Annotated in this window: 24 protein-coding genes; 13 read left to right on the top strand and 11 right to left on the bottom strand. The window is 61.4% G+C overall.

What is annotated here, in order from left to right; all coding sequences use genetic code 11:
• Positions 1-144: 144 nt before the first annotated feature.
• Both PSFL_RS22995 and PSFL_RS22990 read left to right on the top strand, forming a co-directional pair.
• Positions 145-558 carry an NUDIX domain-containing protein gene (locus PSFL_RS22995; protein WP_057438333.1) on the top strand — a complete coding sequence of 138 codons (414 nt, stop codon included), beginning with the start codon at positions 145-147 and terminating at the stop codon, positions 556-558.
• Positions 559-583: 25 nt separating this feature from the next.
• On the top strand, positions 584-1,222 hold the full coding sequence (locus PSFL_RS22990) for a LysE family translocator (RefSeq protein ID WP_057438335.1): 639 nt from the start codon (positions 584-586) through the stop codon (positions 1,220-1,222).
• Positions 1,223-1,226: 4 nt separating this feature from the next.
• Here the strand turns inward: PSFL_RS22990 and metR are convergent, their stop codons facing one another.
• Positions 1,227-2,144, bottom strand: a complete 918-nt coding sequence (metR, locus tag PSFL_RS22985; protein WP_032859924.1) for a transcriptional regulator MetR — start codon at positions 2,142-2,144, stop codon at positions 1,227-1,229.
• A gap of 182 nt (positions 2,145-2,326) precedes the next feature.
• On the opposite strand from metR, the gene PSFL_RS22980 reads away from it, so the two are divergent.
• The 5 genes from PSFL_RS22980 (at position 2,327) to PSFL_RS22960 (ending at position 5,953) form a co-directional block, all read left to right on the top strand.
• Positions 2,327-3,346, top strand: coding sequence for an alpha/beta fold hydrolase (locus tag PSFL_RS22980; protein WP_170044108.1), 1,020 nt, complete (start codon positions 2,327-2,329; stop codon positions 3,344-3,346).
• A gap of 61 nt (positions 3,347-3,407) precedes the next feature.
• Positions 3,408-4,061, top strand: coding sequence for a DsbA family oxidoreductase (locus PSFL_RS22975; RefSeq protein ID WP_057438339.1), 654 nt, complete (start codon positions 3,408-3,410; stop codon positions 4,059-4,061).
• Between the two features lie 184 nt (positions 4,062-4,245).
• Positions 4,246-5,166, top strand: coding sequence for an arginase (locus PSFL_RS22970; protein WP_273872451.1), 921 nt, complete (start codon positions 4,246-4,248; stop codon positions 5,164-5,166).
• Positions 5,163-5,543, top strand: coding sequence for a transporter (locus tag PSFL_RS22965; protein ID WP_057438341.1), 381 nt, complete (start codon positions 5,163-5,165; stop codon positions 5,541-5,543). Before PSFL_RS22970 ends, PSFL_RS22965 begins: the two co-directional genes overlap by 4 nt.
• Positions 5,540-5,953: an EamA family transporter gene (locus tag PSFL_RS22960; RefSeq protein ID WP_057438343.1), complete on the top strand. Its 414-nt coding sequence runs from the start codon at positions 5,540-5,542 to the stop codon at positions 5,951-5,953. Before PSFL_RS22965 ends, PSFL_RS22960 begins: the two co-directional genes overlap by 4 nt.
• A 114-nt stretch (positions 5,954-6,067) precedes the next feature.
• On the opposite strand, the gene PSFL_RS22955 is transcribed toward PSFL_RS22960, so the two are convergent.
• Entirely contained in the window at positions 6,068-6,832 is a 765-nt protein-coding gene (locus tag PSFL_RS22955; protein ID WP_057438345.1) for a MipA/OmpV family protein, read from the bottom strand.
• Between the two features lie 230 nt (positions 6,833-7,062).
• Here PSFL_RS22955 and PSFL_RS22950 point away from each other — a divergent pair, with 230 nt between their 5' ends.
• From PSFL_RS22950 to PSFL_RS22925, 6 genes are all read left to right on the top strand, one after another.
• On the top strand, positions 7,063-7,761 hold the full coding sequence (locus tag PSFL_RS22950) for an MtnX-like HAD-IB family phosphatase (protein WP_057438346.1): 699 nt from the start codon (positions 7,063-7,065) through the stop codon (positions 7,759-7,761).
• Positions 7,754-9,148 (top strand): aspartate aminotransferase family protein, encoded by a 1,395-nt coding sequence (locus PSFL_RS22945; protein WP_057438348.1) that lies wholly within the window; start codon positions 7,754-7,756, stop codon positions 9,146-9,148. The genes PSFL_RS22950 and PSFL_RS22945 overlap by 8 nt, the downstream gene beginning before the upstream one ends.
• Positions 9,145-10,026, top strand: coding sequence for a carboxylesterase (locus PSFL_RS22940; RefSeq protein ID WP_170044110.1), 882 nt, complete (start codon positions 9,145-9,147; stop codon positions 10,024-10,026). The genes PSFL_RS22945 and PSFL_RS22940 overlap by 4 nt, the downstream gene beginning before the upstream one ends.
• Before the next feature lie 84 nt (positions 10,027-10,110).
• Entirely contained in the window at positions 10,111-11,238 is a 1,128-nt protein-coding gene (locus PSFL_RS22935; protein ID WP_200659055.1) for a GNAT family N-acetyltransferase, read from the top strand.
• Positions 11,235-13,013: a HAMP domain-containing sensor histidine kinase gene (locus tag PSFL_RS22930; RefSeq protein WP_057438354.1), complete on the top strand. Its 1,779-nt coding sequence runs from the start codon at positions 11,235-11,237 to the stop codon at positions 13,011-13,013. Before PSFL_RS22935 ends, PSFL_RS22930 begins: the two co-directional genes overlap by 4 nt.
• The gene (locus tag PSFL_RS22925) at positions 13,003-14,400 is read left to right on the top strand and encodes a sigma-54 dependent transcriptional regulator (protein ID WP_057958591.1); all 1,398 of its coding nucleotides are present in this window, start codon (positions 13,003-13,005) and stop codon (positions 14,398-14,400) included. The genes PSFL_RS22930 and PSFL_RS22925 overlap by 11 nt, the downstream gene beginning before the upstream one ends.
• Positions 14,401-15,327: 927 nt before the next feature.
• Here PSFL_RS22925 and PSFL_RS22920 read toward each other — a convergent pair.
• From PSFL_RS22920 to PSFL_RS22880, 9 genes are all read right to left on the bottom strand, one after another.
• Positions 15,328-15,666 (bottom strand): GlpM family protein, encoded by a 339-nt coding sequence (locus PSFL_RS22920; RefSeq protein ID WP_057438356.1) that lies wholly within the window; start codon positions 15,664-15,666, stop codon positions 15,328-15,330.
• A gap of 10 nt (positions 15,667-15,676) precedes the next feature.
• Positions 15,677-17,017: a sigma-54 dependent transcriptional regulator gene (locus PSFL_RS22915; RefSeq protein WP_057438358.1), complete on the bottom strand. Its 1,341-nt coding sequence runs from the start codon at positions 17,015-17,017 to the stop codon at positions 15,677-15,679.
• Positions 17,014-18,915 carry a sensor histidine kinase gene (locus PSFL_RS22910; RefSeq protein WP_115128904.1) on the bottom strand — a complete coding sequence of 634 codons (1,902 nt, stop codon included), beginning with the start codon at positions 18,913-18,915 and terminating at the stop codon, positions 17,014-17,016. The genes PSFL_RS22915 and PSFL_RS22910 overlap by 4 nt, the downstream gene beginning before the upstream one ends.
• Before the next feature lie 162 nt (positions 18,916-19,077).
• Complete coding sequence (locus PSFL_RS22905) at positions 19,078-19,812, bottom strand: amino acid ABC transporter ATP-binding protein (protein WP_057438360.1); 735 nt, start codon at positions 19,810-19,812, stop codon at positions 19,078-19,080.
• Complete coding sequence (locus tag PSFL_RS22900) at positions 19,809-20,480, bottom strand: amino acid ABC transporter permease (protein WP_057438361.1); 672 nt, start codon at positions 20,478-20,480, stop codon at positions 19,809-19,811. The genes PSFL_RS22905 and PSFL_RS22900 overlap by 4 nt, the downstream gene beginning before the upstream one ends.
• A complete protein-coding gene (locus PSFL_RS22895) occupies positions 20,480-21,226 on the bottom strand; it encodes an amino acid ABC transporter permease (protein WP_057438362.1) in 747 nt (248 codons plus the stop codon). Before PSFL_RS22895 ends, PSFL_RS22900 begins: the two co-directional genes overlap by 1 nt.
• Positions 21,227-21,421: 195 nt before the next feature.
• Positions 21,422-22,354: a glutamate/aspartate ABC transporter substrate-binding protein gene (locus tag PSFL_RS22890; protein WP_029295166.1), complete on the bottom strand. Its 933-nt coding sequence runs from the start codon at positions 22,352-22,354 to the stop codon at positions 21,422-21,424.
• Positions 22,355-22,731: 377 nt separating this feature from the next.
• Positions 22,732-24,270 carry a glycerol-3-phosphate dehydrogenase gene (glpD, locus tag PSFL_RS22885; RefSeq protein ID WP_057438364.1) on the bottom strand — a complete coding sequence of 513 codons (1,539 nt, stop codon included), beginning with the start codon at positions 24,268-24,270 and terminating at the stop codon, positions 22,732-22,734.
• Positions 24,271-24,502: 232 nt separating this feature from the next.
• Complete coding sequence (locus PSFL_RS22880) at positions 24,503-25,258, bottom strand: DeoR/GlpR family transcriptional regulator (protein ID WP_057438366.1); 756 nt, start codon at positions 25,256-25,258, stop codon at positions 24,503-24,505.
• Between the last annotated feature and the right edge of the window lie 80 nt (positions 25,259-25,338).

The raw sequence follows: 25,338 nt of genomic DNA, 5'->3' as shown, positions 1-25,338 counted from the left end.
AGGGGGCAACCAGCCTTGTTGTGGCGAGCGGGCTTGCCCGCTCGCCACAACAAACCCGTCATCACAAAAAAACGGCCACAAAGCTGGCAGCGCAGCGCAGGGTCGTGTGATCCTTTGCGGCCTTTACTCCAAGGCGTTTATTTCATGTCCCAGACCATCCGTATCGCCGCCGCCCTGTTGATCGGCAGCGACGGCCAGACCCTGCTGGTGCGCAAGCGCGGCACCCAGGCGTTCATGCAGCCGGGCGGCAAGATCGACGCGGGCGAACAACCGGTGCAGGCCCTGGCGCGTGAGCTGTACGAAGAGCTGGGGCTGCGTATCGACTCGGCCCAGGCACACTACCTGGGCCACTTCTCGGCGCCGGCGGCCAACGAGCCGGGGTTTACCGTGGCGGCCGAGCTGTTTGAAGTGCGTATCGACGTGGCGGTAACGCCCGCTGCCGAGATCGAGGAAGTGTGCTGGATCGACCCGGCCGGCGACGGCGGCCTGCAGCTGGCGCCCTTGACACGTGACTTGATCCTGCCGTTTTATCGCGCATCGCTGACCACTACTGCCTGAACTGTCGGGCGCAAAGGACTGAGCCGTGATCCCCCTCAATGAACTGCTGATTTTTGCCGCCGCCTCGCTGCTGCTGGTACTCACGCCCGGGCCGAACATGATCTACCTGATCTCCCGCTCGATCTGCCAGGGCCGCAGGGCCGGGGTCACGTCGTTATTGGGGGTGGTCGCAGGTTTTTTTGTGCACCTGTTCGCCGCGGCTGCCGGGTTGACCGCAGTGTTTCTCACGGTGCCGGTGGCCTATGAAGTGCTGAAGTGGGCCGGCGCGCTGTACCTGCTATGGCTGGCCTGGCAAGCAGTGAGACCGGGCGCCCGTTCGCCGTTCGAGGCCCAGCAACTGCCCGCCGACTCGCCGCGCAAGCTGGTGACCATGGGCTTTCTGACCAGCGCCCTGAACCCGAAAATCGCGGTGTTCTACCTGTCGGTATTCCCGCAGTTCATCACCCCGGAGCACGGTTCGGTCTTCACCCAGAGCCTGATGCTGGGCTTTACCCAGATCAGCGTCAGCTTTGTGGTCAACCTGCTGATCTCGCTGTGCGCCGCGAGCATCGCCGCCTGGTTTATCCACAACCCCACGTGGCTGGCGGTGCAGCGTTATTTCATGGGGTTTGTGCTGGCCGCCCTGGCGGTGCGCCTGATGCTGGAGCAACGGCGCAGCGCGTGAGCAATCAACGGACTGCGCTGACCCCATCCAGGGTCGAAAACGAGGTGTCCTTGGCCGTCAGCAAAAAGTCGCGCATGTACGGGGCATCCAGCATATCCGCGCGGATCCCGGCGTACAGCGTGGCAAACAGACCCTTCTCGCCCAACCGCTTGGCCTTCACATAACCCCGCGAGCTGTACTCGTGCAGCGCCCAGTGGGGCATGCCACACACGCCGCGTCCGCTGGCCACCAACTGCATCATCATTACCGTCAGCTCCGAGGTACGGACCTGGGCCGGCTCGACGTCGGCCGGCTCCAGGAAACGGGTGAAGATGTCCAGGCGGTCGCGCTCCACCGGGTAGGTGATCAGGGTTTCGCTGAGCAGATCCTCGGGCACGATGTACGGCTTATTGGCCAGGGCGTGCTGGTTGGCCACGGCGAGCATCGCTTCGTAGGTGAACAACGGCACATAGGTGATGCCCGCCAGCTCCAGCGGGTCGGAGGTCACTACCAGGTCCAGGTCGCCACGGGCCAGGGCTGGCAGCGGGGCGAAGGCAAAGCCGGAAGCCAGGTCCAGCTCGACTTCCGGCCAGGCATCGCGGAACTGGTCGATGGTCGGCATCAGCCACTGGAAGCAGCTGTGGCACTCGATCGCCATATGCAGGCGCCCGGCGGTGCCGCCGGCCAGGCGTGCGATATCCCGTTCGGCACCGCGCAGCAGCGGCAGGGTGGCGTCCGCCAGTTGCAGCAGGCGCAGGCCGGCGCTGGTGAAGCGTACCGGTTTGGTCTTGCGCACAAACAGCGGCATGCCCATGCGCTCTTCCAGCTCTTTGAACTGGTGGGACAGTGCCGACTGGGTCAGGTGCAGGCGCTCGGCGGCTTCCACCAGGCTGTCGGCTTCGCGCAAAGCGTGCAGGGTCTTGAGATGACGGATTTCGAGCACGGGCTCTCCATGAAGATAATTTGTGACAAGTTCGGATAGCGTGAGTTTGTCTCATGTTGCCAATTCTGTCGACCATGACCGCTGGGCACTCTTCATCAAACTGTCACGTAACTGTGGCAGCGCGCTTGAACAAACTTCATCAGACTCGCGCTCTACTGGGGTTCTGCGTTTCGGTGTTTTTCATGCGCGTGTTGCTTTTACTGGCCGCCTTATTGTTCGGCCTGCCGTCTTTTGCGGCTTCTCGATGTGATGTCAATGTCCCGACTGAGCGGGTCGCCCTGGACCAGGTGAGCCTGGCGTACCAGAGCATCGGCCGTGCTTCCGACCCAGCGTTGCTGCTGGTGATGGGCCTGGGCGGGCAGTTGATCCACTGGCCGGACGAAGTGGTGGTCGCCTTGTGCCAACAAGGTTTTCGGGTGATCCGCTACGACAACCGTGACGTTGGCCTGTCCACCTGGCGCCAGGCCCCGGCCAGCGCCAACCTGACCTTTGAAGTGCTGCGCTACAAACTCGGCCTGCCGGTGGCTGCGCCCTACACCCTGACCGATATGGCCGACGACGCCCTGGGGTTGATGGATGCGTTGCAGGTGCGCCAGTTCCATGTACTGGGCGCGAGCATGGGCGGGATGATCGCCCAGCATCTGGCGGCGATGGCGCCGCAGCGCGTAGAAAGCCTGACCCTGATCATGACCAGCTCCGGCGCCGAAGGCCTGCCCGCGCCGAATGCCGCGCTGGTGCAGCTGCTGTCGCGGCGCAGTGCGCCCAACCGTGAAGTGGCCCTGGAGCAGCAGGCCGACTTGCTGGCCGCCCTGGGCAGCCCTCAGGTTGAGGATGATCGCCAGGCGTTGCTGCAGCAGGCGGCGCAGTCTTACGACCGGGCATTCAATCCCGAGGGTGTGAAGCGCCAGATCATGGCCATCCTTGCCGAACCGAGCCGGGTGCCATTGCTCAACCAACTGCGCGTGCCGACCCTGGTGGTGCATGGCACGGCCGACCCGTTGTTGCCGGTGATGCATGGTGTGCACCTGGCGGCGCATATCCAGGGCAGCCAGTTGCGGCTGATCCCGGGTCTGGCCCATCGTTTTCAGGAAGCGTTCAAGGCGCCGTTGCTGGCGGCGGTGTTGCCGTACCTGCAAGCCCACCGCGAAGAGGCGGCGCATTGGGCGCAGGTTGAGCCCCTGGCCCCCGCCAAGGTTTTATGACGGCCGCGTAGAGGTGTATGGTGCGAACTTTGTGGCGTGTAATGCCTGCGAGGTTGCCTGAATGAGTACTTCCCTGAAAATCGACTTTGTCAGCGACGTGTCCTGCCCCTGGTGCGTCATCGGCCTGCGCGGCCTGACCGAAGCCCTGGACCAACTGGGCGCCGAAGTGCAGGCCGAGATCCACTTCCAGCCCTTCGAGCTGAACCCGAACATGCCCGCCGAAGGGCAGAACATCACCGAGCACATCACCGAGAAATACGGCTCCACTGCCGAAGAGTCCCAGGCCAACCGCGCGCGCATCCGCGATATGGGCGCCGCCCTGGGCTTTGCGTTTCGTACCGATGGCCAAAGCCGTATCTACAACACCTTCGACGCCCATCGCCTGCTGCATTGGGCCGGGCTCGAGGGTTTGCAGTACAACCTCAAGGAAGCGCTGTTCAAGGCTTACTTCAGCGATGGCCAGGACCCGTCCGACCACGCCACGTTGGCAATCATTGCCGAGAGCGTTGGCCTGGACCTCAAGCGCGCAGCCGAGGTTCTGGCCTCGGACGAGTATGCCGCAGAAGTCCGCGAGCAGGAGCAGCTGTGGGTATCACGCGGGGTGAGTTCGGTGCCGACCATCGTGTTCAACGACCAGTACGCGGTCAGTGGTGGGCAGCCGGTTGAAGCGTTTGTCGGTGCAATCCGCCAGATCATCAACGAAGCCAAAAGCTAACAAACACCACCGACCAAATGTGGGAGCGGGCTTGCTCGCGAAAGCGGTAGATCAGCTAAGTATCTCTTGACTGACTCACCGCCTTGGCGAGCAAGCCACATGGGTTCCTGGCCCATCCCTTGCATTACCCCCCTAAAGCCCCGCCGGTAAGCGGCTGGGCACTGCCAGGGGGTGAAACATTACCTTGAATATTCTTGATCTCGACCACAGCCTCACAGCCCAGGCACCCATCGCCCGGCGTCTGGCCAGTGGTCAAGCGACGCGCCTGGACCTGCTCGACCTGGGCCCGAAACTGCGCCTGTGGTCCACCGAAAAAACCTGGAAACGCTTTGCCCTGCGCCTGGCCCAGCGGCCCCGGCCAAGCACGGCGCGCCCGGAAATCTTCTTTGTCGGCTCCGGCGACTATCACCACCTGACCCCGGCTTTTCTCGCCGAAGTGCAGGAACCTATCAGCCTGATCCACTTCGACAACCACCCCGACTGGGTACGCCTGGCCCCGCGCCGACACTGCGGCTCATGGGTCAATCAGGCCCTGAAGATGCCGGCGATCCAGCGCATCGTCACCCTCGGCCCATGCAGCGACGACCTGCATAACCCGCAACTGCGCGGCGGCAATCTTGGCGCCCTGAAGCGCGGGCATTTGCAGTTGTTTCCCTGGCAGCACGCGCCGTCGAAAGTCTGGGGTCGGGTAGGGGATGGCGCCGGCCATGCACAACAGGAAAACCACCTGCACTGGCGCAACCTCGCTGAGCTCGACTGGCCTGCATTCCTTGAGCAAATGATCGCCAGCCTGCCCACCGAGGCGGTATGGATCACCCTCGACAAGGACGTGCTGGCCAGCGAAGACGCGGCCACCAACTGGGACCAGGGCGGCATGCGCCTGACGCACCTGCTGCAAGCCCTGCGTGCGTTGGCGGCGAGCAAGCGGATCCTTGGCATCGACGTGTGCGGCGAGTTTGCCCAGCCTGCGTTCAGCAACGCCTTCAAGCGCTGGGAAGCCAAGTCCGACCAGCCGCCGGCCGCACGCTGGAGCGCTGATGACCTGCTGCGTAACGCCACCACCAATGAAGCGTTGATCAACCTGTTCGAGGAGCTGTTCCCGTGACCCTGACCGTCGTGTTGCTGGTGGCCTTTTCCATCGTTCTCGATGTGATCGGCCAGTTGTGTTTCAAATTGGGCCTGGACCGCTTGCCCGAACTCGAAGGCGGCTTTCGCCTGAATGCCTTCTGGGGCCAGGTATTTAATGCGCCGTTGCTGTGGGCGGGCATCGGCGCCTATGTCATCGAATTCTTTGTCTGGCTTGAAGCCTTGTCCCGCGCGCCGTTGAGCCTGTTGTTCCCGGCCGCCGCACTGGCTTACTGCGGGGTGGTGTTGGCGGGCAAGGTGATACTGGGCGAAACCGTCAGCCGCCGGCGCTGGCTGGGCACGATGGTGATTACCGCCGGCGTGATGTTGGTGGCTGTAGCAGGAGCACAATCATGAGTTCGCAAGAGATGGCTATCCGTCCGGTTGGCTGGCTGCATGGGCGCTTGGGCACCGTAGTGTTATGGGCGTTGTTGATCCTCACCGAAAGCGCCGGCCAGTTGTTTACCAAGGTGGCTGGCGATCAAATTGGCCAGATGGATTTCAATTGGCAATGGTTGGCGGCGGTGGCGGTCAACCCGGGGATCCTCGCGGCGATCGCCTGCTATATCGGCGCATTCTTTGTGTGGATGCTGATCCTGCGACGCAGCAGCCTGTCCCTGGCCTTCCCCCTGAGTTCGCTGGTGTTTGTGGTGGTGCTGCTCGGCTCGTGGTTGGGGCTGGGCGAGCACATCAGCTTCCTGCACTGGGTGGGCGTGGTGGTGATTATTGGCGGGATTGCACTGCTGGCCGAGGGCGAAGAAAACTGAGCCCAGACTGGAATGACGGACAAATATGGGAGCGGGCTTGCCCACGATGCAGGCGCCGTGGTGTATCAGTTACACCGCGGTGATGCTATCGCGGGCAAGCCCGCTTCCACACAATCAATCGAAGGTGTAGCTGATCGCCGTCTGCACCTGCCCCTGGTTCACCTCGCCGGTCTGGCGCACGATGCTGCTGTCCGCCGCTGATCCCAGCAGATGCACCCAACTGGCACTGGCCAGCAACGACCATTTGGGCGCCAGGGGAATCTGCACGCTCTGGGTCAGTGTCAGGTTCTGGAACCCGCCGCTGGCGTTGTACGGGCGAATCCCGGAGCCTGCCGCTTCCTGCTCATCCACCCCGAAAAACGTCTGGGTCTGGCGGCCATCGGCAAAATGCGCGACCAGCCCCGTGCTGCCAATCACTGCGCCGCCCAACGGGTAACCCAGTTCCCCGCCGAGCTTGCCGAGCACGCCGCTTTGCGCGCGGGCACCGCCCACGGCCCGTCCCAGTTGCGCGTAGACCCGCCAGAAGTCTGCTGGCGCGTACTGGATAAACCCGCCGACCTCGGCCATGTCCGATACATCCCGCAGGCCCTTCAGCGGCCCGTTGGCCGTGCGTCCCGCCAGGTAATTGAGGTACGGCCCGGCACTCAAGCCATTGCTGTTGAGCGCACTCCAGGTCAGGCCGTCATCGGTATCGAGGCTGACATCTCCCCAATCCAGGTCGAAGTAGGGCACCGGCACGGTCTGATAGCGGCTGGCGGCGGGTTCCCGTGGCTGATAGCTCAGGCCCAGGCCCACCTCGCCGCTGATGTCGGCCGCTGCTGCCGAACCCATCCACAGCCCCAGGACGCCGGCGAATACCCGCGAAGTCACCCTGAACATATTGCTTGCTCCTCTTGCAAAATATGCGCGCATGAACGCGCAGGCGCAGGGCCCCACGCAAGCACTCATGTTGTTTGTAGCGACCTACAAAAATTGTAGCTTGGGCGCTGGGTATTTCACCGCGACATGCGGCAGAAGCCCGGCCCCATTGGGTTTTGTGCACTTGGCACAGTCCCTGCTCTAACCCTGGTACAAGCGCATCCGCGCTGTCATCTCCAAGGTAAACGCAGATGAATGACTGGCATATCGTGTGTGACTTCGATGGGACCATCACACCCACCGATGTCATCGACAATGTTCTCCAACGCTTCGCCGGCCCCGAGTGGGAAACCATCGAGCAACAATGGCTGGATGGCCATATCGGTTCCCGCGAATGCCTGAGCCGCCAACTGGCATTGATCAAGGCGACACCGGCCGAACTGCTGGCGTATTTCGACACCGTCGAGATCGACCCGGACTTCCCGGACTTCGTCGACCATGTCCTTGGCCTGGGCGCGTCCCTTGAAGTGGTCAGCGACGGCATCGAGCAAGGCATCGCGCGGATCCTTTCGCGCAACTACGTGACCCTGCTGCCGATCATCGCCAACCGCCTGCGCCAGGTTGACCAGAACAGCTGGCGCATCGACTTCCCCCATGCCAGCGACGCTTGCCGCGCGGCCTCGGGCAACTGCAAATGCAAGTCCACCCCGCGTAACAAACGGGTGTTGGTGATCGGCGACGGCAAGTCCGATATGTGCGTCTCGACCACCGCCGATTTTGTTTTCGCCAAGGGCAGCCTGGCCCAGTACTGCCAGGCCCACGCCATCCCCCATCTGCGCTTCGACACCTTTGCCGAACTGCCGGCCTTGCTGGCCAGGCTGCCCCAGGGCATCGCCGCCAACGCCACCCATTTCACTTCCGAAAATCAGGAACTCTTTCATCATGTCTGATATCCGTATCGCTACCGCCGAAGACCAGGTTCTGCTGGATAAAGAAGCCAAATACTGCTCCTACGGCGACACCGTCCACTACATCGACCCGCCGCGTATCTTCAGCCGTTGCGAAGGCTCCTACGTGTGGGACACCGAAGACCAGGCCTACCTCGACCTGCAAATGTGGTACTCGGCGGTCAACTTCGGTTATGCCAACCCGCGCCTGAACAATGCGCTGAAACAGCAGATCGACACCCTGCCGCAAATCGCCAGCCAGTACCTGCACAAGGGCAAGATCGAGCTGTCGGAAATGATCGCGGTGGATGCCAAGAAAAAATTCGGCCTCGATGGTCGGGTGCATTTCAACGTCGGCGGTTCGCAGTCCATCGAGGACTCGCTGAAGGTGGTGCGTAACGCCACCAACGGCAAGAGCCTGATGTTCGCCTTCGAGGGCGGTTACCACGGGCGTACCCTCGGTGCGTCGTCCATCACCTCCAGCTATCGCTACCGTCGCCGCTACGGCCACTTTGGCGAGCGCGCCAACTTCATCCCGTTCCCGTACCACTTCCGTGGTCCCAAGGGCATGACCAAGGAAGAGTACGGCAGCCACTGCGTGCAGCAGTTCGCACGGCTGTTCGAGACGGAATACAACGGTGTGTGGGACCCGAAAGTCGGCCAGAGCGAGTACGCAGCGTTCTACGTCGAGCCGATCCAGGGCACTGGCGGCTACGTGATCCCGCCGATGAACTTCTACAGCGAACTCAAGCAGGTGCTCGACCAGCACGGCATCCTGATGGTGGTCGATGAGATCCAGATGGGCTTCTGGCGCACCGGTAAGTTGTGGTCGATCGAGCACTTCGATGTGCAGCCGGACGTGATCGTGTTCGGTAAGGCCCTGACCAACGGCCTCAACCCCCTGGGCGGCATCTGGGCCAAGGAAGAGTTGATCAACCCGAAAATCTTCCCGCCGGGTTCCACCCACTCCACCTTCGCCTCCAACCCGCTGGGTACGGCGGTGGGCCTGGAAATGTTCAAGATGACCAGCGAGGTCGACTACGGCGCGATGGTCATGGCCAAGGGCAAATACTTCCTTGAAGGTCTGCAAGAGTTGCAAAAGCGCTTCCCGATCATCGGCGACGTCGATGGCCTGGGCCTGGCCCTGCGCTGTGAAATCTGCGGTCCCGATGGCTTCACCCCGGACAAGGCGACCCTGGACTACATGGTTGACGAGGGCATGAAAGGCGACATGCTGGTAGACGGCCAGAAGCTCGGGCTGATCCTTGATGTGGGCGGCTACTACAAGAACGTGATCACCCTGGCACCGTCCCTGGAAATCAGCTACCCGGAAATCGACCTGGGCTTGAAGCTGCTGGAGCAACTGCTGACCCGAGCGATGAAGCGGTGAACCCGGCCGATATCGATCTCGGCGAAGGCAACGCCGGCTTCGTTCTCGGCAACGGTCCGGTCGGGGTCTTGTTGATCCACGGCCTGACCGGCACCCCGACCGAGTTGCGTCGGGTCGCCCAGGGCCTGGCCAAGGAGGGCAACTGCACCGTGTATGTGCCGACCCTGGCCGGGCACTGCGGGGGCAACGAAGACCTGCAGGCCACCGGTTGGCGCGACTGGTACGAGGGCGTGCGCAAGACCTTTGTCGGCGTGCAGCAGCGCCATGCGCAGGTGTTTGTCGGTGGCTTGTCCATGGGCGCGGTAATGTCGATGTACCTGGCCTCGGAGTTTCCGGGCCAGGTCGCCGGGTTGCTGATGTACTCCACGACCCTCAAGTACGACGGCTGGAGCATCAACAAATTTGCCTTCATCACGCCGTTGCTGATCCGTATTCCGTTCGGCGTGCGCCTGTTCCGTTTTACCGAGAAGCCGCCCTACGGCATCAAGAACGAACGCCTGCGGGCCATCGTCGAGCGGCAGATGAAAGAGGGCGAGAGCAGCGAGGCCGGGTTGTTGACCATGGAAGGCGTCACTGTGCGCGAGCTGCACTGGATGAATGCGGTGGTGAAGAAACGCATGCCGTCGATCAAGACCCCGGCGCTGGTGCTGCACTCCATCGAGGACGACATCACCAGCCGCTGGAACGCCGACTATGTGGAACGCCACCTGGGGGGGCCGGTGACCAAGATCCTGTTGGACAACTGCTATCACATGATCACCGTCGACCTGCAATACCGCCGGGTGATCGAGTTGAGTGCCGACTTTATCGAGCAACACACCGGTTCAAAAATGGGCGATGTCTCGTTCTGCGAGCCCGCGCTGGCGGCGGCACAGTAAACATTGATGTTGCCTGAGCCACCGCTATCGCAGCCTCACGGGGCGAGACAGCGCCCACAGGAGCACTTACAGGGATATTCCGATGTGATCACCGCACACACCTTCCCGAGCATCCACGCCATCGAACGCAGTGCCTGGAATGACTGTTTTCCCCTGGCGTTGGAGGATTGGGATTACTACGTCGCCGTAGAAAACGCTGCCATCGACGACTTCCAGTGGCGCTACCTGGCCCTCTATGAGGACGGGCAACTGCTGGCCGTCGCCCCGGCGTTCATCACCCATTATCGCCTCGATACCACCGTGTCGGGCATCGCCAAACGCTTTACCCAACGCCTGGAACGCTGGTGGCCGGGAGCGTTGCGCCTGGGCTTGTACGCCATCGGCTCGCCGGTGGCCGAGCAATGCCATGCCGGTGTCGCCAGCCATGTGCCCGCTGCGCGCCGCAGTGCGCTGTTGGAGCAACTATTGGTCGCGGCGCGACGGGATGCCGATGCATTCGGCATCGGCCTGCTGGCGGTCAAGGACGCGCCGAGCCTGGATCAGGACTGGGCCGACAGCTGCAAGACCGCCGGCCTGCACAGCATGCCGAGTTTGCCTACCGGGTTGCTGCCGCTGCCCTACGGCTCAGTGGATGCCTATCTGGGCTCCCTGGGCAAATCCACGCGCAAGGATTTGCGGCGCAAGCTGCGTGCGCCGGGGCCACAGGTGGAGTGGCGGGACAATGTCGATGATGTGTTGCCGGATATCATGCGCCTCTACGAAGCCACGCTGGCTCGCGCCGACCTGCAATTCGAGCGCCTGCCTGCCGGTTATTTCAGCCAGGTGCTCGCCCAGCTTGAACAACGGGCGCGCTGTGTACTTTACTGGGTGGATGGGCAGCTGGTGGCGTTCAACCTGGTGCTGCTGGACCAGCACCGGCTGATCGACAAGTTCTTTGCCCACGACCTGGCCCACAGCCGCGAACATAACCTGTACTTTCGCAGTTGGCTGACCAACGTCGACTATTGCATCGAGCACAATATTGCGTTGTACGAGTGCGGGCAGGCCGGATATGCCAGTAAGCTACGCCTGGGCTGTGAGTTCGCCGGCAATACGCTGTTCTTCCAGCACCGCAACCGGCTGCTCGATACCCTGCTCAAGCTGGTAAAAGTGTTTATTCGCCCGGACCGATCCGACCCTGCCATGGCTGCTGCAATAAGCGAAACCCGATGATCGCCAAAACCCGTCAGAAAGCCCGCCCATTTGCCATTTCCCGCTGGAGCCTGCAGCGCAAGCTGGTGTTGGCGTTCTGGCTGGTGACGGTGATCCCGACCATGATCGCCGCCGAGCTGGCGGCCACCACCCTGTCGCAGATTTTCGACAGCAACGTGCGCATCTGGCTGCAAGAGTCGACCCGCATCGTCAAGGATGAAGTCAGCGACATCCTGCACGACAACGCCCGTGTGGCGCAGATCTTCCTGCGGTATGTGCGTCCGCCTTCCAGCCATGAAGCGATGCGTCATGACCGTTTGATCGCGGACATTGCCCGCGCCACTGATATTGATGTGGTCACGCTGATTCGCAGCAGTGACAGCAAGGTGATGTTCAGCACCGTGGGCGATGATGTGGTGAAACAAATCAGCCTCGCTCCCAATGCCGTGTTGCAAACCGTGCAGGTCGGCGGCGTGGCCACCGGGGCCGTGATTTCCTCGTTCGAGACCAGCCAGGATGGCGTCGACTACGAACTGTTGGTCGGTACCTACCTGGACAGCAGCTTCCTGACCAGCGTCGCCGAGGTGCACTCCCTGGACTTGCGTCTGTACCTGGCCAATACCGAAGGCTTTTCGGAGATCTTCTCCACCCAGCGTTTTGAAGACCACCCGACCCGCGTGCCGAAATCCGTGGAAACCCTGCTGCGCAGCACCAAGCAGCCCAGTGAACAGTTCACCAGCAACTACAGTGGCCTGTACTGGCCGATCTTCAATGACACCGGCGAGTTACAGGGCGTGATCTTCAGCGGCCTGCTGCGCCACACCAGCCTGGTGGGGCTGGTGAACCAGAGCAATCTGTTTGTGCTGATCTTCCTGCTCAGTTCCGCTTTGTCCCTGGGGGCCGGTGTGCTGGTCTCCCGGCACCTGACCCGGCCACTGCGCGAATTGTCCCAGGGGGTGAGCGCGGTGATTAGCGGCAACTACCAGCACCGCGTGGCCGTCACCGGCGGTGACGAACTGGCGCAATTGAGCAGTACCTTCAACCATATGACCGAGCGCCTGGGCGAGTTGCATCACCTCGAAGCCCAACTGCGCCGCCGCGACCGCCTGCATGCCCTGGGCGAAGTGGCGATGGGCCTGGCCCATGAAATCCGCAACCCGCTGGGCATCATCAAGACCGCGACCCAACTGCTGCACCGTCGCACGGACCTGCCGGAGACCGACAAGCGCCACCTGGAATACGTGATCAGCGAAGTCAGCCGGATCAATGACCTGATCACCGATTTCCTCGACTTCGCCAAGCCCAGCGAACCGCTGCGCAGCCAGCAACCGGCGCGGCCGCTGGTGGAAGAAATCCTCGGTTTCTGCGCGCCGGAGCTGGCCAGCCACGCCATCGACGCCCATCTCGACGACCAGGCGCCGGGTGCGACCCTGTATGTGGACGCCAAGCAATTCAAGCAGGCGTGCCTGAACCTGATCCTCAACGCCATCGACGCCATGCCCCAGGGCGGGCGCCTGACCTTGAGCATCAGCCGTGTCGATCACTACACGGTGATCAGCATCAGCGATAGCGGCCAGGGCATCCCCCCTGAAATGATCGAGCGGATCTTTACCCCCTTTGTTACCACCAAGGCCTCGGGCACCGGCCTGGGCCTGGCGAAAGTCTATTCAATCATGGAGAGTCACGACGCCAGCATCGAATGCACCAGCGAGAAAGATGCCGGCGCCACCTTCAGCCTGTACATTCCGGCCAACGGTGAAGATGACGGCGACGACGAGGACAGTCATGACACATAACATATTGGTGGTCGACGACGAGCCCAAGCTCTGCGATTTGCTGTCGTCGGCCCTGAGCCAGAACCATATCCAGGTGTTTATCGCCGGCAATGGCCTGCATGCGCTCAAGGTGCTGGAGCAGGAGGACATCGACCTGGTGATCAGCGACTGGCGCATGCCCGGCATGGACGGCCCGCAACTGCTGGCTGAGATCAAGGTGCGCTACCCGCAATTGCCGGTGATCGTGATGACGGCCTACAGCACCGTGAAAAATGCCGTGCAGTCCATGCGTAACGGCGCCTACGACTACATTGCCAAGCCCTTCGATATCGACGAGCTGGACATCACCGTGGCCAAGGCCTTGCAGTTTCGCGACATCATGCGCGACAACGCACGGCTGCGTGCCGAACTCGATGAACATGCCCAGTTCGATAGCCTGGTCGGGGAAAGCCCGGCGTTTCGCCGAGTGTTGCAGGCGGTGGATTCGGTGCGTGAAAGCAACGCCACCATCCTGTTGACCGGCGAAAGCGGCACCGGCAAAGAAATGGTCGCCCGCGCCATTCACAAGCATGGCAACCGTGCAGACAAGCCTTTTGTGGCGGTCAACTGCGCCGCGATCCCCGAAGGCTTGCTGGAAAGCGAAATGTTCGGCCATCGCAAGGGCGCGTTTACCGGCGCCGTGGCCGACCGGGTAGGGCGCTTTATGCAGGCCGACAAGGGCACGCTGTTTCTCGACGAAGTGGGGGATATGCCCCTGGCGTTGCAGGCCAAGATCCTGCGCGCCTTGCAGGAACGGGTGATCGAGCCGGTCGGCGACCCGCGTGAGCGCAAGGTGGACGTGCGGGTGATCGCCGCCACCAACAAGAACCTGCTGGAAGCGGTGGCGAACAAGGAGTTTCGCGAAGACCTCTACTACCGCCTGAATGTGTTCCCGATCCCACTGCCAGCATTGCGCGAGCGCGTCGAAGACATCGCCCCGCTGGCCCGCCACTTTGCCCGCAGCCTGAGTGCCAACGCCGGTAAACGCATCACCGGCTTCAGCCCCGACGCCTTACAGGCCATGGCCGCCTACAACTGGCCGGGGAACATCCGCGAGCTGCAAAACTGCGTGGAGCGCGCGACCATCGTCGCCTCCAGCCCGGTGATTGAAGATATCGACCTGCCGGCCTACCTGTTCGCGTCCCAGCCGACCGAGCGGGATGTGACGACAATCCTCAGCGAAGGCCCAGGCGTGCCCCAGGACCTGGACGCGGCGCTGGCCGAGGTGGAAAAAGCCTACATCCTCGCGGCCTTGCAGGAGAGCAATGGCGTACAGGCGGCTGCGGCGTCGCGGATTGGCATCTCCGAACGCAGCTTCTGGTACCGTTTGAAAAAGCTGGGGATCCAGATCGACAAAATTGTACGCTGAGCCCTGGGAACCACACATAAGCAAATGTGGGAGCTGTCGAGCTTTAGTGAGGCTGCGATGCGGGCAGCAGGGTTTTGCAGGTGTACCGAGTCGATCCCATCGCAGCCTCGCCAGGGCTCGACAGCTCCCACAAGGGATCGGGGAATCACAGGGATCAAATGTGGGAGCTGTCGAGCTTTAGCGAGGCTGCGATGCAGGCAACTGGGTTTTATGGGTGTACCGAGTCGATCCCATCGCAGCCTCGCCGGGGCTCGACAGCTCCCACAAGGGATTGGGGAATCACAGGGATCAAATGTGGGAGCTGTCGAGCTTTAGCGAGGCTGCGATGCAGGCAGCTGGGTTTTACAGGTGTACCGAGTCGATCCCATCGCAGCCTCGCCGGGGCTCGACAGCTCCCACAAGGGATTGGGGAATCACAGGGATCAAATGTGGGAGCTGTCGAGCTTTAGCGAGGCTGCGATGCAGGCAGCTGGGTTTTGCAGATGTACCGAGTCGATCCCATCGCAGCCTCGCCAGGGCTCGACAGCTCCCACAAGGGATTGGGGAATCACAGGGATCAAATGTGGGAGCTGTCGAGCTTTAGCGAGGCTGCGATGCAGGCAACTGGGTTTTATGGGTGTACCGAGTCGATCCCATCGCAGCCTCGCTGGGGCTCGACAGCTCCCACAAGGGATTGGGGAATCGCAGGGATCAAATGTGGGAGCTGTCGAGCTTTAGCGAGGCTGCGATGCAGGCAACTGGGTTTTTCAGGTGTACCGAGTCGATCCCATCGCAGCCTCGCCGGGGCTCGACAGCTCCCACAAGGAATTGGGGAATCACAGGGATCAAATGTGGGAGCTGTCGAGCTTTAGCGAGGCTGCGATGCAGGCAACTGGGTTTTATGGGGGTACCGAGTGGGTCCAGTTCCCACAGTGGAGCCGTGGAGTGTCAGGCGTGAATTCGAATCCACACACTCACCAGCACCGTCGCCGCCATCAGCCACGCCACTGCGGCCACCGCCAGGGAGGCCTCCAGGCGCATGCGGTCGACCATCACATACAGCGTCGCCAGGTACACAAAGTACGGAATGATCGACCACATGCCGAACACAATGGTGGTCTTCAGGTCGTCCACCGAGCGGCCCTTGCCGACGATGTAGTGGGCGATCAGTGCAAAAGTCGGAAACAGCGGCACCAGGCCGGCGATGTAATAGTTCTTGGTTTTGGCCAGCACCGCCAGGAGCAACACCACCGCCGCTCCGAGGGCGGCCTTGAAGACTAAATCCACGCATGACTCCTTAATGGCTCAGGCCGTATTTCTTGACCTTGTCGAACAGGGTGGTCTTGGCCATTCCCAGTTCCAGGCTGGCCTGGGTCAGGTTGCCGCCGCTGCGTTGCAGGGCGTCGCTGAGCAGGTTGCGTTCAAAGGCTTCCACCGCTTCGGTAAAGGCCAGGCCATGGTTGTCGGGGCTGGCGCCGCTTTTCTTGAAGGCGGGCAGGCCCAGGGCAAAACGTTCGGCGACGTTGCGCAGTTCACGTACGTTGCCGGGCCAGTCATGGCTCATCAGGCTGGACAGGGTCTGGTTGTCCAGCTCCGGGGCGATGCGGTCGAAGCGCAGGGATGATTGCTGCAGAAAGTGTTCGAACAACTGCAGGATATCTTCGCGACGCTCGCGCAGCGGCGGCAGTTCCAGGGTCACCACGTTCAGGCGGTAGTACAAGTCGCTGCGGAACTGGTTGGCGCGGCTCAAGTCGTCGAGGTCGGACTTGGTCGCGGCAATCACCCGGCAATCCACCGCCACGCTCTGGTTCGAACCCAGGCGCTCCAGGGTGCGCTCTTGCAAGACCCGCAGCAGTTTGATCTGCAGGTTCATCGGCATGCTTTCCACTTCGTCGAGGAACAGCGTGCCTTCGTGAGCATGCTCGATCTTGCCGATCCGCCGTTTGCCCGCACCGGTAAAGGCGTTGGCTTCGTGGCCGAAAATCTCGCTCTCAAACAGGTTTTCCGGCAGGCCGCCGCAGTTCAGGGCGACGAACTGGTGGGCGTGGCGGCGGCTAAAGTCGTGCAGACAGCGGGCGACCAACTCTTTGCCGGTGCCAGTCTCGCCTTCGATCAGCACGTTGGCCGAGGTGTCGGCGACGTTGGCGATCAACTCGCGCAGGTTCTGCATCGCCGGCGAGCGCCCGATGATCCGGCCTTCCAGGGAGTCACGTTCGGCCAGTTGCCGGCGCAGCGCCCAGACTTCCCGGGCCAGGCCACGCTGTTCGAGGGCGCGGCGCACCACGTCCACCAGGCGCTCCGGAGAAAAGGGTTTCTCCATGAAGTCATAGGCACCGTTGCGCATCGCGCCCACTGCCATGGAAATATCGCCGTGGCCGGTGATCAGCACCACCGGCAGGCTTTTATCCAGGGCCTTGAGACGGGTCAACAGCTCCAGGCCGTCAATGCCGGGCAGGCGGATGTCACTGATCACAATGCCGGCAAAATTCTCGCCGACACGCTTGAGTGCCTCTTCAGCGCTGGCCACGCCGACGCTGGGAATATCTTCCAGGGCCAGGGCTTGCTGGCAGCCGAGCAACACATGGGGATCGTCTTCGACAATCAGCACGGTCAGCTCGGTGTTGGGTTGGCTGTTCATATCGACTCGCCGGGTTGATGGCCTGCCAGGGGCAGGCTCAGGACAAAGGCTGTACCACCAGCGGCCGGATGCTCGACGGCCAGGTTGCCGCCGGTGGCTGCGGCAAGGCTGGCCGACAGGGTCAGGCCCAGGCCCAAGCCTTGCTCGCCGGGTTTGGTGGTGAAAAAGGGTTCGAACAAATGTTTGCGGGTCTCAGGGTCGATGCCATGCCCGTTGTCCCGCACCCGCAGGCGGTATTTGCCTTCGCTGATGTCACTTTCCAGCCACAGCTGCGGGGCGGGTTGGGCGTGCATCGCGTCCAGGGCGTTGCCGATCAGGTTGACCAGGATTTGCTCCAGGCGCGTCTGGTCGATCTGCAACATGGCCTGGCTGAACTGACGGTGTACGGTCAGCGGCAGGCTGTCGAGGCGGCTGCCCAGAACCTGAAATGCCGCATCCACGGCCTTGCCCAGGCTGGCTTCGCCCTGGTCGTCACCCCGCCGGGCAAACGAGCGCAGGCTGGCGGTGATGCGTCCCATGCGGTCGATCAGTTCATTGATGGTCTTGAGGTTGGTGCTGGCAGTATCCAGGGCGCCGCGCTCGAGGAAGCGCACGGTATTGCCGGACAAGGTGCGCAGGGCCGCCAGCGGCTGGTTCAGTTCATGGGCGATGCTGGTGGACATCTGGCCGATGGCCGCTAATTTGCCGGCCTGGACCAATTCGTCCTGGGCCCGGCGCAGGGTTTCTTCGGCCTGGCGCCGCTCGCGGATCTGCGCCTTGAGCCGTTCGTTGCTGGCGCGCAGGTCGGTGGTGCGCTCGGCAATCCGCCGCTCCAGCTGGTTGTTGGCTTCCTGCAGGGCCTCGCGAGCGGCCAGGCGTGTGGCGATTACCTTGCGCCGCTCATTCCAGGCAATCAGCAGGAACGCCACCAGGGCAAAGGCCACCGCAACGAGGATGCCCTGGTTGATCGCGGCCTGGCGCAGGTCGTTGAGCGGGGTGAGCAGGGTGAAATTCCACGGTGTGTCGTTCAGGGGCCGGGTCTGGGCCAGGTAGGTGACTTCCCGGTCGTCGGCCACCACTTCACTGTTGGCCGGGAAGGTCAGTTTTTCGGTGCCAGTGTCGAGCTGTTCGCGGGCCAGGGGTTGCAGTTCGTTGAGGGTCGCCCAGTAATATTGCAGGCTGCGGGCCAGGCGCTCCTTGGTATCGTCGCTCAGCGGGCGCACCGCCTTGAGCCGGCGTGCCGGGTCGCTGGAGAGGATGATGATGCCGTTCTCGTCGCTGACAAAGGCTTCCAGGCGCGCGCGCTGCCAGCGTTCTTCCAACGCTTCGAGGCGCACCTTGACCACTGCGACACCAATGATCTTGCCGTGTTCTTCCAGGCCGTGGGCCAAGTAGTAGCCAGGCTCGCCATTGGTGCTGCCGATGCCATAGAAACGGCCCGGCTGGCCACGTACGGCATTCTGGAAATAGGCGCGGAACGACAGGTCTTCACCGAGGTAGCTGTCGACATCGCGCCAGTTACTGGTGGCCATCACGCGGCCGGTGGTGTCCATCACATAAATCGCCCGACTGCGGCTGCGCCGGTTCAGGCCTTCGAGGTATTCGTTGACCGCTTGCCGGTGTTCCGGGTTCGGGTCGGCCAGCAATTTGGAGACGCTGGATTCCAGCTCCAGCAGGCTGGGCAGGTAGGTGTACTTGCTGATCTCACTCTCGACCGTGCGCGCATGCAGCTCCAACTGGCGCTCGCCGTTCTCGCCCAGGGTCCGGATGCCGTAGTACTCGCTGGTCCAGAAGCCGATAAAACCCAGCCCGATCATCAACAGGATGATCAGGGGCGGCAGGAACAGCTGGCGAATCAGACGAGGCTTCACGGCAAGGGATGGCGGTGCGGCGCGATAGAGGGTGGGGTCGCATTTCATCACAGATGCCTTGGGTCAACCAGCGCTTGCCTGGACCGGTGTGGGGGCGGGCTTGCCCGCGATGACGGTAGGTCAGCCACCGATAGGTTGACTGATATGCCGCAATCGTGGGCAAGCCCGCTCCCACAGGGCCCGGTTTCTACAGTGGACGCTGTGTTGTGCTTAGTGCTGCAGGATTTTCTCGAGGAAGTGCTGCGCACGTTCGGAACGGGCGCTGATATCGCCGAAGAACTCTTCTTTAGGGCAGTCTTCGATGATCTTGCCGGCATCCATGAAGATCACGCGGTCGGCCACTTTGCGGGCGAAACCCATTTCGTGGGTCACGCACATCATGGTCATGCCTTCCTGGGCCAGTTGCACCATCACGTCCAGTACTTCGTTGACCATCTCCGGGTCCAGGGCCGAGGTCGGTTCGTCGAACAGCATGACGATCGGGTCCATTGCCAGAGCACGGGCAATCGCCACGCGCTGCTGCTGGCCGCCGGACAGTTGGCCCGGGTGCTTGTCCTTATGTGCCGACAGACCTACACGCTCCAGCAATTGCAGGCCTTTCTTCTCGGCTTCTGCCTTGCTGCGGCCCAACACCTTGATCTGCGCAACCGTCAGGTTTTCGGTGATGGTCATGTGCGGGAACAGTTCGAAGTGCTGGAACACCATGCCTACGCGCGAGCGCAGTTTCGGCAGGTTGGTCTTCGGGTCGGCAATCGAGGTGCCATCGACCACAACGTCACCTTTCTGGAACGGTTCCAGGGCGTTGACGCACTTGATCAGGGTGGATTTGCCCGAGCCGGACGGCCCACACACCACGATCACTTCGCCTTTTTTGACCTCGGTGCTGCAATCGGTCAGCACCTGGAAGTCGCCATACCACTTGTTGATGTTCTTGATAGAGATCATACGGCAAACCTTTTTTGCAGACGCTTGACCAGCAGCGAGGCGGCAAAGCTGATGATGAAGTAGACGACACCGGCAAAGATCAGGAACTCATTGGAGCGGCCGATAATGTCGCCGTTGGAACGGGCGGAGTTGAGGAAATCCACCAGGCCCACGGTGTAGACCAGCGAGGTGTCCTGGAACAGGATGATGCTCTGCTGCAACAGCAGCGGGGTCATCTTGCGGAACGCCTGGGGCAGGATGATCAGACGCATGGTCTGGCCGTAGGTCATGCCCATCGCTTGTGCCGCAGCCATCTGGCCCTTGGGGATCGACTGCACGCCGGCCCGCACGATTTCGCAGAAGTACGCCGCCTCGAACATCATGAAGGCCACGACGCAGGAGGTGAACGCACCGATTGGCGTGTCTTCGCCGGTGATCCAGCGCAACACGAACGGCACTGCCAGGTAGAACCAGGTGATCACCAGCAGCAGCGGGATCGAGCGGAAGTAGTTCACATAGGCGCCGGCCACGCGGGACAGCAGTTTGCTGGAGGACAGGCGCATCAAGGCCAGGATAGTACCGAGAATGATGCCGCCGACCACGCCCATGACCATCAGCTTCAAGGTCATGACCATGCCGTTCCACAGGCCAGGCATGGCCGGGATAATGCCGCTGAAATCAAATTCCATTATTTGCCCCCCACGGAAATCAGGCCGGGCACAGCGACTTTCTTCTCGACCAGGCGCATCAGCAGCATCAGGCTCATGTTCAGGGTGAAGTAGATCAGCGTGGCCAGGGTGAAGGCTTCAAACAGGTTGGCCGAGAACTCGGCGGTCTGCTTGGTTTGCGCCAGCAGTTCCATCAGGCCGATCAAGGACGCCACGGAGGAGTTCTTGAACACGTTGAGGAATTCCGAGGTAAGCGGCGGAATGATGATCCGGTAGGCCTGGGGCAGCAGCACGTTCCAGTAGATCTGCGACAGGCTGAAGCCCATGGCGCGCGCGGCGGCTTCCTGGCCACGGGGCAGCGCCTGGATACCGGTACGCACTTGTTCACATACGCGGGCGGCGGTGAACAGGCCCAGGCACACGACAACGCTCAGGTAGGCCGAGGTGGTCGGGTTCAAGTCTTGTTTGTACCAGTCCTGCAGGTTTTGCGGCAGCAGGTCGGGCACCAGGAAGTACCAGATGAACAGCTGTACCAGCAGTGGCACGTTACGAAACAGTTCCACATAGCAGGTGGCGATGCCGGCTACGAGGCGGTTAGGCATCGTGCGCATCACACCCAGTATCGAGCCCAGCAGCAAGGCGACGATCCAGGCCACGACGGCGATGGCGATGGTCCAGCCCAAACCGGAGATGAACCAGTCGAGATAGGTCTCGCTGCCCACGCCGGTGGACTTGAAGAATACGCCCCAGTCCCAGTTGTAATTCATTAGGGTCTCCCCCGAAATCAATCGATGTACAAGCACCCGCTTGGGGAAGATCCATTCCCGCCTGACGGTGAACGTCAGGCACACGCGATCGGCTCGGAAACCGCCAGGTCGAGTGTTCCAAATAATAATGCCAGCAGGTAGTAACAGACGCCTGAGGGAGGGTTGGCTCCCTCAGGAGATAAGGTTAGTTCGGAATCAGGACTTTTTTTCAGCCGTTTTGTCGTCGGCTGCTTTGTCGGTCGGATTGGCGATCAGGGCCTTGAGTTCGTCGCTCATCGGGAACATCAGGTTCAGGCCTTTTGGTGGGATCGGCGAGCTGAACCACTTGGTGTAGATGTTGTTGATTTCGCCAGACTTGTAGGTAGCGACGATAGCGTCATCCACAGCCTTCTTGAACGGTGCATCGCCTTTGCGAACCATGCAGCCGTAGATTTCGAAGGATTGCGGCGTGCCGGTCACGGCCCAGTCGGTAGGCTTCTTGGCCTTGGCCATTTCACCGGCCAGCAGCGCATCGTCCATCATGAAGGCAACGGCGCGGCCGCTTTCCAGCATCTGGAAGGACTCACCGTGGTCTTTGGCGGAGATGACGTTCATGCCCATCTGCTTGTCAGCGTTCATGGACTTGAGGATGCGCTCGGACGTGGTACCGGCGGTGGTCACGACGTTCTTGCCCTTGAGGTCAGCGAAATCCTTGTAGGTCGAGTCCTTTTTGGACAGCAGACGGGTACCGATTTCGAAGATGCCGACGGAGAAGTCGACTTGCTGCTGACGCTCAACGTTGTTGGTGGTGGAACCACACTCAACGTCCACGGTGCCGTTCTGCACCAGCGGGATACGGGTTTGCGAAGTGACCAGGTTGTATTTGACCTTCAGCTCGCCTTCCTTCATGCCGAGGTCTTTCTCGACAGCTTTGACGATGGCCAGTTGAATGTCGTGGGAGTAGCCCACTGGTTTGCCCGAACCATCCGCAATGTAGGAAAACGGAATGGAGGCGTCGCGGTGGCCCAGGGTGATGGTGCCCGACTCTTTGATTTTCTTCAGCGTGCCGGTCAGTTCGGCGGCGAAGACTGGAGTGCTAATCAGAGCAGCAGCGATAGCTGCGCCCAAAATATGGGGAACGATACGCATCAATACTTCCTCGACATTTGTTTTTTTTATGAAGCCTGGACGGCTCTTTCGATACAGCGAATGCCTGTGACGGCTCCTGAAGCATCTCAGACAAACACGTACCAAGTGTAGAGCATGAGTCGTGCCAGACTGTGATTAAAAATCTAACTGTATGATTTATATGGCGATTAACTTTATATGACGAGGTTTATCCGGTGTTTAAATCCGGCAAACCGAATAGGTGGCGTTACCACGTTCGGAAAACCGAATCTGTAGGCATTGGCTGCCGGCGATCACCGCCCGTTGTTGCAGGCCAGCCAGCTCCCACATTGATCGCATTTCACATCAAGACGTTCATAAAAAAGCCCCTGGGCCTTTCGGCGCAGGGGCTGGATGCATCAGGCTGCTTCGATCTTGCTGCGGTTCTGTTCGACCTTGACCAAATAACGCTGCAGGTTTTCCTGCTCCTCGGGGGTGGTGAACAGCCCGAGTTTGGTGCGCCGCCACAGGATGTCGTAGGCCTGGGTCGCCCATTCCTCGGCGCACAGGTAGTCGACTTCCCGGGTGTACAGGCCGCCACCCAGGTGCTCGCCCAGGTCGGCCAGCGATTGCACGCCTTCGAGCAGGCGCCAGGTGCGGCTGCCATAGGTGGTCGACCAGCGGCGGGCGATTTCGCTGGGGATCCACTCGAACTTGCTGCGAATGTCGGTGGCCAGGGCTTCTGGCGTGCTCATGTCTTCACCGCCGGGCAGGCTGGCCTTGGCGGTCCAGCTCGGCTTGATATGCGGGAAGTAGGGGGCCAGTTGCGCCAGGGCCGACTCGGCCAGCTTGCGGTAAGTGGTCAGCTTGCCACCGAACACCGACAGGATCGGCGCTTCTTCGCCGCTGCCGGACAGTGCCAGGGTGTAGTCGCGGGTAATGGCCGACGGGTTATCCGACTCGTCGTTGCACAGCGGGCGCACGCCGGAATAGGTGTGCACGATATCGTCGCGGCTCAACTGCTGCTTGAAGTGGGCGTTGACCACCTTGAGCATGTAGTCCGTTTCACCTTCGGTGATCGCCACTTTCGCGGGGTCGCCGGTGTACTCACGGTCGGTGGTGCCGATGATGGTCAGGTGATTGAGGTACGGAATGGTGAAGACGATACGCCCATCCTCGTTCTGCAGGATGTGCGCATGGGCGCCTTCGTACAGTTTTGGCACGATCAGGTGGCTGCCCTGGATCAGGCGGATGCCATACGGCGAATCGAGCTTGAGGTCATCCTTGATGAACTTGGCGACCCATGGGCCGGCCGCGTTCACCAGAGCCTTGGCGCGGATCGACAGCAGGCTGCCATCTGCGCGCTCCAGGTGCAGGTGCCACAGGCCCTTGCTGCGACGGGCGCTGACGCAACGGGTCTGGGTGTGGATATGTGCACCCTTTTCCCGGGCGGCCATGGCGTTGAGTACAACCAGGCGCGCGTCGTCGACCCAGCAATCGGAGTATTCGAAGCCCTTGGTGATTTCGCTTTTCAGCGGGCTGTCGGCGCCGAACTTCAGGCTTTTGGAGCCTGCAAGTTTCTCGCGCTTGCCGAGGTGGTCGTACAGGAACAGGCCGGCACGGATCATCCAGGCCGGACGCAGGTGCGGGCGATGGGGCAACACAAAACGCATCTGCTTGACGATGTGCGGGGCCTTGGCCAGTAGCACTTCGCGTTCGGCCAGGGCTTCGCGCACCAGGCGGAATTCGTAATGTTCAAGATAGCGCAGGCCGCCATGGATCAGCTTGCTGCTGGCAGACGAGGTGTGGCTGGCCAAGTCATCCTTTTCGCAAAGGAATACCGACAGGCCGCGACCGGCTGCGTCTGCCGCGATGCCTACACCATTGATCCCGCCGCCAATCACGGCAACATCATAGACTTCGGCAAGGGGTGGAGCAGGCAAGGTAGAAGGGGTCATCGGCTGGCCTCGCGATCTTTTTTAATATTGGAATTCGAACATTAATGTTCATTTGCGAAAATGGTAGCTCATAAACGCGGGCACAGCCAGCTGACTTCGATTGAAAAAACTCATCGAAGGGCGGGAAAAGGAAAAATTGTGAACATTGAGCCGGATGCTGGCTCAAGAGAGTTGTAGCCTCTGGGCCGCCATCGCTGGCGCCTGGACCTGCGCCAGCGAGCTCAGGGGTCGCTCAGACGACTTCCAGACGAATCTTGTTCTGGCTCAACAACTGCACCAGCGCCGGCACCGGCTGCTGATCGGTGACCAGGCAATCAATCAAACTGATCGGCCCCAGGCGAATCATGGCATTGCGCCCGAATTTGCTGGAGTCCGCCGCCAGGATCACCTTGCGTGCGTTGGCAATGATCGCCTGGGAAACCCGCACTTCCTGATAATCGAAGTCCAGCAGGCTGCCGTCCTCGTCGATACCGCTGATACCCACCAGGGCGAAGTCGACCTTGAACTGGTTGATGAAGTCCACGCTGGCCTGGCCCACCACGCCGCCGTCACGGCGTACATTGCCGCCGGTCAGCAGCACGTCGAAGTCGTCCTTGGCGCTGAGCATCATGGCGACGTTGAGGTTATTGGTGATGATCTTCAGGTGACTGTGGTTGAGCAGCGCCCGGGCAATGGATTCGGTGGTGGTACCGATATTGATGAACAGCGAGGCATGATCGGGGATCTGTGCGGCAATGGCTTCGCCGATACGCTGCTTTTCATCGCGCATCTGGTCGGCACGCATGGCGTACTCGGTGTTTTCGACACTGGAGTCATAGGCGGCGCCGCCGTGGTAGCGACGCAGCAGATTGGCGTCGGCCAGCTGATTGATATCGCGGCGGATGGTTTGCGGGGTAACAACGAACAACTGCGCCATTTCCTCGATACTGACGTAGCCGCGTTCGCGGACCAGTTCGAGGATTTGTTGCTGACGGGGAGGCAGATTCATTGGGCGTCCTGTGGGCTGCCATACAAAAGTGGCCCATGATGACGCAGGAATCTGCTCCCTGCCAGTTACAACCCGATGTG

It is taken from the genome of Pseudomonas sp. DD1 (assembly GCF_044510355.1).
Taxonomy (GTDB): Bacteria; Pseudomonadota; Gammaproteobacteria; order Pseudomonadales; family Pseudomonadaceae; genus Aquipseudomonas; species Aquipseudomonas shahriarae.
Note: the sequence above shows the minus strand (reverse complement) of the source record. Positions and strands in the feature narration are given on the sequence as shown.

Excerpts from the sequence above, each read along its gene's own strand:
- PSFL_RS22995 (WP_057438333.1), top strand. The coding sequence starts at position 145 with ATGTCCCAGACCATCCGTATCGCCGCCGCCCTGTTGATCGGCAGCGAC.
- PSFL_RS22980 (WP_170044108.1), top strand. The coding sequence starts at position 2,327 with ATGCGCGTGTTGCTTTTACTGGCCGCCTTATTGTTCGGCCTGCCGTCT.
- PSFL_RS22975 (WP_057438339.1), top strand. The coding sequence starts at position 3,408 with ATGAGTACTTCCCTGAAAATCGACTTTGTCAGCGACGTGTCCTGCCCC.
- PSFL_RS22960 (WP_057438343.1), top strand. The coding sequence starts at position 5,540 with ATGAGTTCGCAAGAGATGGCTATCCGTCCGGTTGGCTGGCTGCATGGG.
- PSFL_RS22955 (WP_057438345.1), bottom strand. The coding sequence starts at position 6,832 with ATGTTCAGGGTGACTTCGCGGGTATTCGCCGGCGTCCTGGGGCTGTGG.
- PSFL_RS22950 (WP_057438346.1), top strand. The coding sequence starts at position 7,063 with ATGAATGACTGGCATATCGTGTGTGACTTCGATGGGACCATCACACCC.
- PSFL_RS22945 (WP_057438348.1), top strand. The coding sequence starts at position 7,754 with ATGTCTGATATCCGTATCGCTACCGCCGAAGACCAGGTTCTGCTGGAT.
- PSFL_RS22930 (WP_057438354.1), top strand. The coding sequence starts at position 11,235 with ATGATCGCCAAAACCCGTCAGAAAGCCCGCCCATTTGCCATTTCCCGC.
- PSFL_RS22925 (WP_057958591.1), top strand. The coding sequence starts at position 13,003 with ATGACACATAACATATTGGTGGTCGACGACGAGCCCAAGCTCTGCGAT.
- PSFL_RS22915 (WP_057438358.1), bottom strand. The coding sequence starts at position 17,017 with ATGAACAGCCAACCCAACACCGAGCTGACCGTGCTGATTGTCGAAGAC.
- PSFL_RS22910 (WP_115128904.1), bottom strand. The coding sequence starts at position 18,915 with ATGAAATGCGACCCCACCCTCTATCGCGCCGCACCGCCATCCCTTGCC.
- PSFL_RS22905 (WP_057438360.1), bottom strand. The coding sequence starts at position 19,812 with ATGATCTCTATCAAGAACATCAACAAGTGGTATGGCGACTTCCAGGTG.
- PSFL_RS22900 (WP_057438361.1), bottom strand. The coding sequence starts at position 20,480 with ATGGAATTTGATTTCAGCGGCATTATCCCGGCCATGCCTGGCCTGTGG.
- PSFL_RS22895 (WP_057438362.1), bottom strand. The coding sequence starts at position 21,226 with ATGAATTACAACTGGGACTGGGGCGTATTCTTCAAGTCCACCGGCGTG.
- PSFL_RS22890 (WP_029295166.1), bottom strand. The coding sequence starts at position 22,354 with ATGCGTATCGTTCCCCATATTTTGGGCGCAGCTATCGCTGCTGCTCTG.
- glpD (WP_057438364.1), bottom strand. The coding sequence starts at position 24,270 with ATGACCCCTTCTACCTTGCCTGCTCCACCCCTTGCCGAAGTCTATGAT.
- PSFL_RS22880 (WP_057438366.1), bottom strand. The coding sequence starts at position 25,258 with ATGAATCTGCCTCCCCGTCAGCAACAAATCCTCGAACTGGTCCGCGAA.